Here is a 13227-nt window from a genome sequence, read left to right on the forward strand (position 1 = left end):
CGGTTTCGCGCTAAAGTCCAGGCTCACTGCTGTGACCCGAAAGGAGTCCCGATGAGCCCCTCGATCGCGCTGCTGTCTATCCGCACGCCCATGCTCGACATCGCCTACGAAGCCCATGGCCCGGCCGGGGGTGAGGTGGTGATCCTGCTGCATGGTTTTCCCTATGACCCCCGCAGCTACGATGCCATTGCGCCGGTGCTGGCCGAGGCTGGCTACCGCGTGCTGGTGCCTTACCTGCGCGGCTATGGCCCGACCCGTTTTGCCCACGCCCAGGTGCCGCGCTCCGGCCAACAGGCGGCGCTGGCCAAGGACCTGCTGGATTTCATGGACGCCCTGTCCATCGAGCAGGCCGCCCTCGCCGGGTATGACTGGGGTGGGCGCGCCGCGTGCATTGTCGCGGCGCTTTGGCCCGAGCGTGTGCGCTGCCTGGTCACGGGCGATGGCTACAACATTCAAGATATTGCCCAGTCCATCCAGCCACGCGCGCCGGTCACCGAGCATCGGTTGTGGTACCAGTTCTACTTCCACACCCAACGGGGCGTCGATGGCCTGACCGCTAACCGCCGCGAGTTGTGTGAGCTGTTGTGGTCACTCTGGTCGCCCTCCTGGGCCGAGGGGCCAAGCCTTTACCCGCAAACGGCACCCTCATTTGATAACCCGGATTTTGTCGAGGTGGTGATCCACTCCTATCGCCATCGCTTTATGTATGCCGAGGGTGATCCGGCGCTGGAAGGGATTGAACAGGCGCTGGTGCAGCCGCCGCCGATTGCGGTGCCAAGCATTTCGCTGTGCGGCGCCGACGACGGGGTCGGCCCGGCGCCCGAGGTGGATGACGACGTGGGCAATTTCAGCGGGTTTTATCGGCGCCGGGTACTCGCCGGGGTCGGCCACAATATTCCCCAGGAAGCACCGCAAGCCACGCTGGACGCCCTGTTTGAATTGCTGGAACAGACTCAGGCCGGCGCCGAAAACCGCTCGCGGTAAAGCTGCGGGGTGATCGACAAGGCGCGGATAAAACTGCGGCGCATGGTTTCTTCGCTGCCAAAACCACATTGCGCGGCGATGCGCTTGATTGCCACGGCGCTGTCGGCCAGTTGCCGGCGTGCGGTTTCCACGCGGAGCAGTTCCACCGCCCGCGCCGGGGTCTGGCCGGTGTCGGCGCGGTAGTGGCGCACAAAGCTGCGCTCACTCATGCCGCACACAGCGGCCAGGGTCGGGATGCTCAAGTCCAGGTGCAGGTGTTCGGCCATCCAGGCGTGCAATTCGCTGAAACGGCTGCCGCCCTTTTGCAGGGACAGGGTAACGCTGAACTGCGCCTGCCCACCGGGGCGCTTGAGAAACACCACCAGGTGCCGCGCCACGTCCAGGGCCACTGCGCGGCCCAGGTCCTGTTCCACCAGGGCCAGGCACAAATCGATACCGGCCGTGACCCCCGCCGAGGTCCAGAGCGAGCCCTGCTGGATAAAGATCGGGTTGGCCTCGACCTGCAGCCTGGGGTATTTGCGCGCCAGCTCCTCGCAGCGCGTCCAGTGGGTGGCGACACGGCAGCCGTCCAACAAGCCACTGGCGGCCAGCAGGAAGGCGCCGGTGCACACCGAGGCCATGCGCCGCGACTGCGTGGCTTTCTGCCGCACCCACGCCACCAGTTGCGGGTCCTCGGCCGCCCCATACACGCCCCAGCCGCCGGCGATCACCAGGGTGTCGCAGGGCGTCTCGGCGCCAGGCAATGGCTCGGCCACCAGGGCCAGGCCAGCAGAGGTCATCACCGGCTCGGCCTGGGCGGCAATCACGTTGACTGCATAGGGCAGCGGCCAGCCTTGCTGGCGCGCCAGGTCGTTGGCCGAGGCAAACACTTGCAAGGGCCCGGTGACGTCGAGCACTTGCACATTGGCAAAGGCCAGTACATGGATGATTTTCGGCATGATTGGCGCGATTCGTGGGCTCAATGGCGTATACGCCAAAGCCTAGGCCACTAGAGTGAAGCCGTCCATCCCTTTCCTGGAGTTTGACCATGACCTTGCAGATCGGCTTTGTGTTGTTCCCCGGCATCCAGCAACTGGACCTCACCGGCCCTTACGACGTGCTGGCGTCCTTGCCGGATGTGGCGCTGCACCTGATCTGTAAAGACCTGGCGCCGATCACCTCCAGCAGCGGGTTGGTGCTGGCGCCGACCATCACCTACGACGACTGCCCGACCCTGGATGTGATCTGCGTGCCGGGCGGCTCGGGGGTTGGGCCGTTGATGGAGGATGAGCCGACCCTGGACTTTCTGCGGGCGCAGTCCCGGACTGCAGGTTATGTGACGTCGGTGTGCACCGGCGCGCTGGTGCTGGGCGCGGCGGGCTTGCTGCGCGGGCGGCGGGCCACCACGCACTGGGCCTATCACGACATGCTGGCCACCCTTGGCGCGATCCCGGTACAGGAACGTGTGGTGCGAGATGGCAATCTATTTACCGGCGGCGGCATCACGGCAGGGATCGACTTTGCCCTGACCCTGGCCGCCGAGTTGTACAGCGAAGCAGCGGCGCAGTTGGTGCAGTTGCAGCTGGAATATGCGCCGGCCCCGCCCTTCAATGCCGGCCGGCCGGACACCGCACCACGGTCTGTGCTGGACGAGGCCAATAAGCGCACGACTGAATCACGCAAGACCCGGGGCGAAATTACCGCGCGGGCGGCGGCGCGGCTGGGCTGAAGGTCGAACTATTTTCCCCTGTGGGAGCGGGCAAGCCCGCTCCCACAAGGAGATGCGCCTGCCGTCTACAAGGTGCGCGGCATCACCGCCAGGCGCACGGCCAAGACTGTCAGCACCGTGGCCAGCCCCCATTTCTGCAAGCCGGCGGTTCTTTTACTGCCGGCAAAATACCGGCTGATCGCCCCGCCAAAAATCCCCAGCACCGCGTGAAATACCCCGGCAATCAAGGTCAGGACCAGGCCCAGTTGCACCAATTGCAAGGCAATGGGACCGGCCTCGGGCTTGACGAACTGCGGCAGGAATACCATGAAAAACAGCAGCGCCTTGGGGTTGAGCAGGCTGTTGAGCATGGCGCGCATAAACACCCTGCCCAGACGGACCCGCTCAACCTGGGCGGTGTCCAGGGATGGCTTTTTCTGCAGGGTCTTGAACGCCAGCCACAGCAGGTAGACCACGCCGGCATAACGGATCAGGTCAAAGGCCGGCGGCCAACTGGCCACCAGGGCCGTGACGCCGGTGGCGGTCAATGCGGTCAACAGCAGGTCCGCCACCCCGATCCCCAGGCCGGCCGCCACCCCGCCACGCCAGCCATAGCTCACCCCATGACTGATGACAAAGGCCATGTTCGGCCCGGGCGACAGCAGCAACAGCAGCACGGAACCAGAGAAAACCGCCAGGGTTGCGAGATCGATCATGCTCAACTCATCCGCCAGGGAAAACCGTAGATTAGTCCTACCCCAGCCACCGATACCAGCCTATACGCACGCGGCCGGGCAGTGGTCAGCCAGCAGAACCGGGGTTCATACAGGGACATCGCCAACACAGCCGCAACCTGCAAGACACCCAATACGCCGCCAGCGAAGGCACCGCGTCCTGGGGTAACTTCTACGGTGAACCGCGTAATTTCACGGTGAGCCTCAAGGGCGACTTCTGACTCCCATCCCCCTGTAGGGGCCGGTTTGCCGGCTCCTACACCCGTCAAGAAAGGGTTTCCTGCCCGCCAGGATTATTCCCGCTTTTATTTCTACACTCCAAAAAGCCATTACTTATTCTCGATAAATCTGAGCAAACCGACAAAACACGTCAACAAACCGTCATGATAAGAGTATCTTATGAAACTCGACGGCGAAAACCTTTAAAAAAGTCAAAACCTTGACGATACATTTGAAAGGAGCCATCATTTAGACATTATTTAGCAAATACCTGCACCCAGACAGGTAATTGCCCGTGACCCAGCGAAAGCAGTCGTTCGCCTTGCGCCACTTATAAAGCAGAACTGCCTTATGGATGAGCAAATAGAACAGGGAAGTCCTGGTGGTTGTATTGAGGGATGATTTATGCGTGAGAAGTCGTCAGTCGACAGTCTGTTTCTGACTCGTACCGGTTTTGTTGAATTCTTTGTGGTTTTCGTCAAATTGCTCCACGGCCTGACAGCGGTCCTGCCGGCAATGATCCTGTTGTTCTACCCGGATCCGGTCGACCCGCAAATGCGCAACCACTACCTCGGCCTGCTGCTGTTTTTTGCGATCCTGACCATCATTCTGTTCCAGGCCCTGGGGGTGTACTCCGAGGAACTGTTCAGCAATCGCCTGCGTTTTCGCGTGATGTTGGTCGCGTGGATCTCGGCGTTTTGCATCCTGTTGTTCATGTACCAGATCCTGCTGCTGTTCCCGCAGTTGAGCCCGCGCAACCTGATGTTCTGGTTTTCCCTGAGCCTGGTGCTGTTTGGCGTGGAACGCATCCTGATGCTGCGCCTGTACCGCAACCTGATGAAGAACGGCAAGTTCCTGCAGCGCACGGTGATCCTCGGCTTTACCGACACCGCCATCCATGTGGCCGAACACCTGTCGCGCAACAGTGATATCCGCTCCGGCCTGATCGGTTTTATCGACGACCGCACCGAACGCATTCCCAAGGAATTGAGCAGCCTGCCGTTGCTGGGCAATACCCGCGACCTGGAAAAGCTGATCCGCTCCGAGCAGGTCAACCAGGTGATGATCACCCTGCCCTGGGCTGCCGAACAGCGCGTCAACGGGCTGGTCAAGCGCCTGCGGCAGATGTCGGTCAACGTCATGCTGGTGCCGGACATGGCCGCCCTGCGCTATGGCCATAACCGCATCACCGATGTCGGCGGCATCCTGATGTTCAACACGTCGCAATTGCCGCTGCGCGGCTGGTCGCCCTTTATCAAGCGCTGCGAAGACTTGTTGCTGGCCAGCGTCAGCCTGCTGCTGTTTTCACCGATCATGCTGGTGACCGCCCTGGCCATCAAACTCGACTCCAAGGGCCCGGTGCTGTTTCGCCAGAAGCGCTATGGCTACAACGACAACCTGATCCGGGTGTTCAAGTTCCGCTCGATGTACGTGGAGCAGAGCGACTTCAATGCCGAGAGCCAGACCACCCGCCGCGACCCGCGTATCACCCGCGTCGGGCGCGTCATCCGCAAGACCAGCATCGACGAGCTGCCGCAGTTGTTCAACGTACTGCTGGGCAATATGTCGATGGTCGGTCCGCGCCCCCATGCCACCGCCACCAAGGCCGCCGGGATTCCGTTCGAGGAAGCGGTCAGCGAATACAGCTCGCGGCACCGGGTCAAGCCGGGCATCACCGGCTGGGCGCAGATCAATGGCTACCGCGGTGAAACCGACACCCTGTTCAAGATCCAGAAACGGGTCGAATACGACCTGGAATACATCGCCAAATGGTCGGTGTGGTTTGACCTTTACATCGTTTTCTTGACGATCCCGGCCGTCCTTTCTACCAAGGAAGTCTATTGATGAACCCCCTCAACGGATTGATTCCCTGCATTATTTCCGGTGGCTCGGGCACGCGGCTGTGGCCGGTTTCGCGGCAGAACATGCCCAAGCCGTTCATGCGCATGCGCGACGACCAGAGCCTGTTGCAGAAAACCTTCCTGCGCGCCAGCCACCTGCCAGGGGTCGACAGCGTATTGACGGTGACCAACCGCGACCTGCTGTTCCGCACCCTCGACGATTACCGCGCGGTCAACACCGCCCAATTGGGCCTGGATCTGCTGCTCGAACCGTTCGGCCGCAACACCGCCGCCGCCATCGCGGTCGCCGCCCTGCACGTGCAGGAGTTTTTCGGTGGTGACGCGCAGTTGCTGGTGATGCCGGCCGACCACCTGATCCTCGATGAAAGCGCCTTCGCCAAGGCCGTGGCCCAGGCCCGCGCCTTGGCCGACGCCGGCTACCTGGTGACCTTCGGCATCCAGCCCGACCGCCCCGAGACCGGCTTTGGCTATATCGAACAAGGCCCGGCCCTGGCCCAGGGCTTTAGTGTCCAGCGTTTCGTGGAAAAACCCGACCTGGCCACCGCCCAAGCCTACCTGGACGGCGGCAAGCACCTGTGGAATGCCGGGATGTTCTGCTTCAAGGCCGCCACCGTGCTCGAAGAGCTGGCGACCCACGCCCCGGCCGTGCTGGACGCGGCCAGGGCGGCGCTGGAACACAGCACCAGCCTGCAGAACAGCAACAGCCGCCAGCGCGAGCTGAACCCGCAAGGCTTTGGCACCGCGCCGGACATCGCCATCGACGTGGCCCTGATGGAGAAATCCACCCAGGTCGCCGTGGTGCCCTGTGATATCGGCTGGAGCGATATTGGCTCCTGGGAAGCCCTGCGCCAGTTGACCCCCAGTGACGGCAACGGCAACCAGATCAATGGCGAAGCGATCCTGCACGATGTGCACAACTGCTATATCGATTCGCCCAAGCGCGTGCTGGGCGCGGTCGGGGTGCGCGACCTGATTATCGTCGACACCCCCGACGCGCTCCTGATCGCCGACGCCAACCGCAGCCAGGATGTGCGCCATATCGTTGCCGAGCTCAAGCGCCAGAACCATCCGGCCTTCAGCCTGCACCGCACCGTCACCCGGCCCTGGGGCACCTACACCGTGCTGGAGGAAAGCACCCGCTTCAAGATCAAGCGCATCGTGGTCAAGCCCAAGGCCTCGCTGTCGTTGCAAATGCACCATCACCGCAGCGAACACTGGGTGGTGGTCAGCGGCGCAGCCATGATCACCAATGGCGAGCGCGAGATCCTGCTCAACATGAACGAGTCCACTTATATTCCCGCCGGGCACAAACACCGCCTGACCAACCCCGGCATCATCGACCTGGTGATGATCGAGGTGCAGAGCGGCGAATACCTGGGCGAAGACGACATCGTGCGCTTCGACGACATCTACGGCCGTGCGCCCGCCAGCGAGCCCAAGCCCTGATGCGTACGTCCCTGATCATCCCGACCCGCAACGCCGCCGGCCACCTCGACCGGCTGCTGCCGGCGCTGCGCATGCAGACCCTGCAACCCGACGAAATGCTGGTAGTGGACAGCGCCTCGAGCGATGCCACGGTGGCGCGCTTTCGCGAGTTCGGTGCGCGTGTCGAAGTGATCGCCGCCCGCGACTTCAACCACGGCGGCACCCGGCGCTGGGCCAGCGAACAGGTGGGCGGCGACGCGCTGATCGTGATGACCCAGGACGCGATCCCGGCCGAGCCCGAGACCTTCGCCAAGCTGCTCGCCGAGCTGCAACAGGACCCGCTCAACGGCGTCGCCTATGGCCGGCAACTGCCGCACCCCGGCGCGGGGGTGCTGGGCGCGCAGTCGCGGCACTTCAACTACCCGGCCCACAGCCGCAGCAAAAGCCTGGCCGATGCGCCGCAACTGGGGATCAAGACCTGCTTTAGCTCCGACTCGTTTTCCGTGTACCGGCGCAGCGCCCTGCAAGCGGTGGGCGGCTTCCCGGCCGATGTGATCGGCAGCGAGGACGCCTACGTCGCCGCGCGCCTGCTGCTGGCGGGCTGGAAGGTACAGTACGCCGCCAGCGCCCGGGTCTACCACTCCCACGATTACCGACTCATGGATGAGTTTCACCGCTACTTCGACATTGGCGTGTTCTATGGCCGCGAGCCGTGGATCCGCCAGGCCTTCGGCGACGCCGGCGGTGAAGGTAAACGCTATGTACTGGCCGAATTGCGGGCCTTGCGCGAGGCCAACGCCTTGCACCGCGCCCCCGAAGTGGTGGTGCGCAGTGCCTTTAAATTGCTGGGCTATCGCCTCGGCCACCTTGAACGCTACCTGCCCAAATCGCTCAAGCAGCGCCTGGGCATGTTTTCCACCTACTGGACTTGAGCCGTCATGAAGACTACCAACCGACGTTCCCGTCTTACCCTGTTCAGCCTGTTGAGTGCCTCGATCTGGCTGGCGGGTTGTTCGACCCCTGCGCGGGTGCCGCTTCCTGATAACAACACGCTCAAGGCCGGCCACCAGGCGGCGCTGTCCCTGGCCGACCTGCCGCCCCCGCAGGTGCTGATCCAGAGCGGCGACTTGCTGCGCATCGTGCGCGATGCCCAGGAGCCGGCGGCGGCCGACGACATGAGCGTGTTCGTCGTGCGCCCCGACGGCGTGATCTCTATTCCCAACATCGGTCGGGTCAAGGCGGCCTTGCGCACCCCGGAAGACCTGGGCAAGGAAATCACCGACAAGTACAAGCGCATCTACCGGGAACCGGCGGTGACGGTGAACATCGCCAGCGCCCCGAGCAACAAGGTGTTTATCGGCGGTGCAGTGCCTAACCCAGCGTTTTTCGACCTGGCGGGCAATGTCAGTGTGGAGCAGGCGTTGCTCAGCTCCGGCGGTGTGCTGGCCTCGGCGGACGCCTCCAACGTGGCCCTGATGCGTACCGGCCCGGATGGCAAGTACAAGACCTACTTCATCAGTTTGAACAACATGCTGACCGATCCCAATCACCCACGGGTGGCCCTGCAACGTGGCGACCTGATCTATGTGCCGCAGTCGGGCATCGGCGCCACGGTGGAAGCGGTGGATATGTACTTCACACGGCTGTTTCCGGTTAACAAGGGGATTGGTGTTGGTTTGAATTACGACCTAAATCAGAGCGACGTTAAAAACAGCGGGAACAATGTCGACTGCCGGGGTGGCACTTGCTTTTAGTCATTAATGATCACGCCCTTTCCCTAAATAGAAGCTTTCACCTCCCCATCAATGGAGTGATCCTGTGATCGAAATCCGCTCTCTACGCGACCTTTTGCGGCTGTTTTTCATCTTCCGCCGCGAATTCAAACTGGCCGTGATCACCACGATTGTGGTGGCCGTGCTGGGTGCCTTCCTATTGCCGGCGCGCTACGAGTCCGACGCGCGCTTGCTGGTCAAGCCAGGGCGGGACAACACCACCTTGCCGATCGAAGCCGCCAACCGCCAGACGCTAATTGCCCCCAGCACCCAGCACGACCCGATTGTCGATGAGGAGAAGATGCTCACCGGCCGGCCCATCGTGCATATCGTGGCCGAGCGCTACCTGGCAATGACATCCGAGCCGCCGCAGGGCTTCTGGAAAGTCACCAAGTTCTACCTCAAAAAAGCCGCCGGCGACGTGCTCGATGCGGTGCGCAGCGTCCTGCAATTCGTGGGCCTGGCCGAGAAGCAAAGCCCGCTGGAACGCCTGGCGACCAAGCTGGAAAAGAATTTTGAAGCCGGCCACGAACCGGGCTCCTCGGTGATCGAGATTTCCTTTACCTGGGACGATCCGGCCATCGCGCAAAAAGTCGTCGAGACCTGGGTCGATGCCTACCTGGAAGAGCGCGCGCGGATTCTCGGGCGCAAGAGCCTGCATACCTTCTATGAAACCGAGCGGACCAAGGTCGCGACCACGATCCAGGGGCTCAAGGATCAATTGCAGGGCCGCCTGAAGCAGATCGATTCGATCAGCGTGGATGCGCGCCTGAAAAACCTGACCAACCAGATCGACCGCGTCACCGACGCCAAGGTCACCGCACAAAACCAGATCGCCGGGATCCGCAGCTTCCTGGCCAACGCCAGCCAGCAGATCAAGAACCAGCCGGCCGAAGTGGTCACGGGCCGGGAAACCAGCCTCAACCCGACCCAGCTGGACCTCAAGCGTCAGCTCAACGCCCTGCAAGTAGAACGCGCGCGCCTGCTGCGCACCTACCTGCCGAACACGCCGCAGGTCAACCAGATCGAGCAGAACATCCGCGACATCGAAGCCCTCAGCGCCCAGGAAGCCACACGCCTGGAGCGCTCGCAAAACACCGCGCCCAACAGCCTGGTAATCAACGTCAAGCAACAGATCATCGACGCCCAGTTGCAGGAGCGCAAACTGGCCGGGGAAATCGAGAACTACGAGAAGACCCTCGCTGAACTGCGCGCCCAGCGTGACCAGGCGATGACCGATGAACCCGAGTTGAACAAGCTGACCCAGCAACTGCGCACCGCCGAGAAAAGCTACGCGCTGTACTCGGAAAACCTTGAGCAGGCGCGCATCGACCACGAGCTGGACAGCAGCCAGATCAGCAACATCGCCCTGATCGAGCACGCCACCCTCAACCCTGCGCGCGTGTTTCCCAAGAGCCTGCTGATTCTGTTGTTCACCCTTCCTGCGGGCCTGGCTGTAGGTTTGCTGACTATCTACGTGCTGTACCTGCTGGACCAGCGCATCCACGATGGCGCGCGCCTGCAGGAAATGTTCGGTGTACCGCTGTGGAGCAGCATCCCCGATGTGCAACACGCCACGCCAGCCGCCCTCACCGCCAGCATCTATCGCCTGTACAGCCTGCTGCCCGCCGAGCGCATCGCCAGCGAGGGCTTTGCCCTGGGTCTGACCTCGGCACGGCATGGCGAAGGCGTGAGTTTTATCATCGAGCAACTCAAGCGCCTGCTCGAAGAGCGCGGCCACCGGGTCTCGGTCAACGGCACTGAAGCGGCAAAGCCGGGTGAAGTGCTGCTGCTGGATGCCTCGGCCCTGTCGTCCAACCCGCAGGCGTTCCTTACCCTGCGCCGCGCTGAGCAGATTGTGCTGGTGATTGAAGCCCGCACCAGCACCGTGCCGACCATCGAGAACGCTCTGTCGCTGCTGACCACCGCATTCGGCAAAGTCGACGGGATGATCCTCAACCGCCGCCGTTTTGAAGTGCCGGCCACTGTCCTGGCGCGGCTCAACAGCTGGCGCGGTGCGGCCTGATGCGCATTGTGTTACTGGCGCCACTGCCCCCCGAGCAGACCGGGATCGCCGACTACGCTGCGCACTTGCGCAGCGCGTTGCGCGAACGGGGCCTGGAGGTGCTGACGCCCCTGGAAGGTTGCCTGGACCTGGCGCAACAGTTGCAGCGCCTGCATGCCTTTGACTGGCGCGGCGTGGACCTGGTGCATGCCGAGCTGGGCGGTGGGCGCTTTGCCGAGTTCCAGGCCCTGGACTACCTGCGCCGGGCCCAGCCGCAGTTGCCGTTGACTGCCACCGTACACGACCCGGAGCGCCTGATCTGGCGCCGGGCCAAGCTGTTTTTCCCGCTGACCCTGCTTGAACGCCTGCCCCACCCGCTGCCCCAGGCCGCGGCGTTGCTGGCTGACCCATTGACCCTGTACGAAGAGCGGCGCCTGGCCAAAAGCCTGCGCCGCCTGATCACCCTCACCCGCCTGGGTGGCGATTGCCTGCGCCAGCGCATGGGGCTAAGGCCTGAGCAAGTGGCGGTGATTGCCCACGGCAACCTGCCCATCGCCCCCGTGGCCTTGCCGCCGTTGCAACCGTTGCGCCTGCTGTATTTCGGCTTTATCTACCGTGGCAAGGGCATCGAAGACCTGCTGCAGGCCCTGGCCCGCTCCCTGGCCGCCCACCCGCAATGCCGTGGCCAGGTGCGCCTGACCCTGGCCGGTGGCACCGCGCCGGAAATGACCTTCGACCCGGCCGGCAATTACCTCGATGGCCTGCGCCAACTGATCGCCACCCTGCACCTGGGCGATGTGGTGGACTGGCAACTGGACCTGCCTTCGGCGGACATTCCCCACACCCTCCAGGCCCACCATGTGCTGGTGCTGCCGTACCGCGAATCGAAAAAGCTCGGTTTCCTGGGGCAGATGCGTGGCACCAGCGGCGCACTGTCCTGGGCCAATGCCTGCGGGCGCGGGGTGATTACCTCCAATGCCCGCGCCTTTGCCGAAGAAGTCGCCGCTGGCAATGGCATCACCTATCAACAGGGGGATATCGCCTCGTTGAGCGATGCCCTGAGCCGCCTGATCCTCGACCCGCAACAGGCCCGCCAGTGGGCCGACCACGCTGCCGAGATCGGCCGGCAGCGCCAGTGGGCCAGCACCGCCCAGCACTTTGCCGAGTTGTTCCAGGCCGCAGTCAAGGAGCCTTTGTGATGAACCCTTCGTCTACTCGCCGGATGTGGCGCTACCTGCCACTGGTGATCGCCCTGGCCGTGGGCGGCGCGCTGCTGCTTAGTGAAAAGGTCGACGCGGAGCCGGTCAACCTGGCGCCCCAGCGCACCGTGGTCTGGCGCGAGTTCTTGGGGGTGAACGCGCATTTTCTGTGGTTCAAGCCCGAGCAGTACCAGAAGCAGATCCGCCAATACCAGAAGCTGGGGCTGGACTGGGTGCGCGTCGACCTGCACTGGGACCGCCTGGAGCCCAAGGAAGAAGATTACCAACTGAGCACCTTCGACGAACTGGACCGCACCCTGACCGCCGAGAAGATCCGCTCGGTGTTCTACCTGGTGGGCTCGGCGCCGTTTATCACCACGGCCCCCCCGGGCGCGGAGTTCCAGGACCAGTACCGGCCCCGGGATGCCAACGTGTATGCCCTGCGCCTGGCGCTATTGGCCAAGCGCTACCCGAATATCAACGCCTGGCAGGTGTGGAACGAACAGAACCTGCCCAATAACTGGCGCCCCAAGGTCAACGCCGAAGAATACGGGCGCTTGCTGCTGGCCAGTCATCAGGCACTGAATATCGCCGCACCGGACAAGATCCAGGTGATGGGTGGCATGGCCTACTACAGCCAGATGCCGCCGCGTGGCAAGACCCTGATGTTTGAAGCCCTCGGCGCGCTCGGCGTGCAAAGCCTGGGCATGGTGGCGGCCTATCACCCGTACTCGATGACCCCGGAAACCGACGAGCCGGGCAAGAATGAAGTGCTGCTGCGCGGCGACCAACTCAATGCGGTGCTGCACGGGGCCGGGGTCAAGGATGTATGGGCCACCGAATGGGGCTGGTCCAGCTATGCCGGGCCCAAGGAGATGCAGGACCTGATCGGCGTCGACGGCCAGGCCGACTTCACCTTGCGCCGCCTGGCGCTGATGGCGTCCCAGGACTACCAGAAGATCTTCCTGTTTGCCCTGTCCGACCTGGATGCGCGCGCCTCCGTGCGTGACCAGCACTACGGCCTGCTGGACCTCAACGGCGAACCGAAGCCGGTCTACAACGCCCTCGCCCGCTTCCTCGACATCACCGGCCCGCGCCTCACGCCCGGCGCCACACCGCAGCTCAAGGATGTGCCAAACACCTTGTACAGCGTGGCCTGGACCCGCGACGACGGCAAACGCCTGTTGATGTACTGGAGCGCCAAAGGCACCAGCATCCACTTGCCCGAGATCCAGCGCGCCGAACTGCTGGACCCGCTGACCGGCGCTAGGCAGACCCTTAACGACTACAACGGCATTCGCCCCCCGGTGAAACCGACGTTACAGATAGTGGTGTGGTAG

11 protein-coding genes are annotated in these 13227 nt (G+C 63.2%); 9 read left to right on the forward strand and 2 right to left on the reverse strand.

The genetic code is table 11. From position 1 onward, the window contains the following. Nucleotides 1-51 precede the first annotated feature (51 nt). Nucleotides 52-984: an alpha/beta fold hydrolase gene (locus AO268_RS27215; RefSeq protein WP_099170420.1), complete on the forward strand. Its 933-nt coding sequence runs from the start codon at nt 52-54 to the stop codon at nt 982-984. Here AO268_RS27215 and AO268_RS27220 read toward each other — a convergent pair. Beyond that, a complete protein-coding gene (locus AO268_RS27220; protein ID WP_099170421.1) occupies nt 954-1922 on the reverse strand; it encodes a GlxA family transcriptional regulator in 969 nt (322 codons plus the stop codon). The two genes, AO268_RS27215 and AO268_RS27220, sit on opposite strands and share 31 nt — an antisense overlap. A gap of 89 nt (nt 1923-2011) precedes the next feature. Between AO268_RS27220 and inhA the strand changes: the two genes are divergently transcribed. Further along, entirely contained in the window at nt 2012-2692 is a 681-nt protein-coding gene (inhA, locus tag AO268_RS27225; RefSeq protein WP_099170422.1) for an isonitrile hydratase, read from the forward strand. A 65-nt stretch (nt 2693-2757) separates the two neighbouring features. On the opposite strand, the gene AO268_RS27230 is transcribed toward inhA, so the two are convergent. Further along, on the reverse strand, nt 2758-3387 hold the full coding sequence (locus tag AO268_RS27230) for a LysE family translocator (RefSeq protein ID WP_099170423.1): 630 nt from the start codon (nt 3385-3387) through the stop codon (nt 2758-2760). A 642-nt stretch (nt 3388-4029) separates the two neighbouring features. Here AO268_RS27230 and AO268_RS27235 point away from each other — a divergent pair. The 7 genes from AO268_RS27235 to AO268_RS27265 all read left to right on the forward strand — a co-directional run bounded on the left by AO268_RS27235 (nt 4030) and on the right by AO268_RS27265 (nt 13227). Continuing rightward, complete coding sequence (locus tag AO268_RS27235; RefSeq protein WP_099170424.1) at nt 4030-5469, forward strand: undecaprenyl-phosphate glucose phosphotransferase; 1440 nt, start codon at nt 4030-4032, stop codon at nt 5467-5469. Beyond that, nucleotides 5469-6932, forward strand: coding sequence for a mannose-1-phosphate guanylyltransferase/mannose-6-phosphate isomerase (locus tag AO268_RS27240; RefSeq protein ID WP_099170425.1), 1464 nt, complete (start codon nt 5469-5471; stop codon nt 6930-6932). The genes AO268_RS27235 and AO268_RS27240 overlap by 1 nt, the downstream gene beginning before the upstream one ends. Further along, complete coding sequence (locus AO268_RS27245) at nt 6932-7843, forward strand: glycosyltransferase family 2 protein (RefSeq protein WP_099170426.1); 912 nt, start codon at nt 6932-6934, stop codon at nt 7841-7843. Before AO268_RS27240 ends, AO268_RS27245 begins: the two co-directional genes overlap by 1 nt. A 6-nt stretch (nt 7844-7849) precedes the next feature. Continuing rightward, nucleotides 7850-8665: a polysaccharide biosynthesis/export family protein gene (locus tag AO268_RS27250; RefSeq protein ID WP_099170427.1), complete on the forward strand. Its 816-nt coding sequence runs from the start codon at nt 7850-7852 to the stop codon at nt 8663-8665. A gap of 64 nt (nt 8666-8729) precedes the next feature. Next, the gene (locus AO268_RS27255; protein ID WP_099170428.1) at nt 8730-10709 is read left to right on the forward strand and encodes a GumC family protein; all 1980 of its coding nucleotides are present in this window, start codon (nt 8730-8732) and stop codon (nt 10707-10709) included. Then, nucleotides 10709-11887, forward strand: coding sequence for a glycosyltransferase (locus AO268_RS27260; protein ID WP_099170429.1), 1179 nt, complete (start codon nt 10709-10711; stop codon nt 11885-11887). The genes AO268_RS27255 and AO268_RS27260 overlap by 1 nt, the downstream gene beginning before the upstream one ends. Then, nucleotides 11887-13227, forward strand: coding sequence for a beta-galactosidase (locus tag AO268_RS27265; protein WP_099170430.1), 1341 nt, complete (start codon nt 11887-11889; stop codon nt 13225-13227). The genes AO268_RS27260 and AO268_RS27265 overlap by 1 nt, the downstream gene beginning before the upstream one ends.

Origin of the sequence: Pseudomonas sp. ICMP 8385 (assembly GCF_002699915.1) — a bacterium.
Classification (GTDB): domain Bacteria; phylum Pseudomonadota; class Gammaproteobacteria; order Pseudomonadales; family Pseudomonadaceae; genus Aquipseudomonas; species Aquipseudomonas gessardii.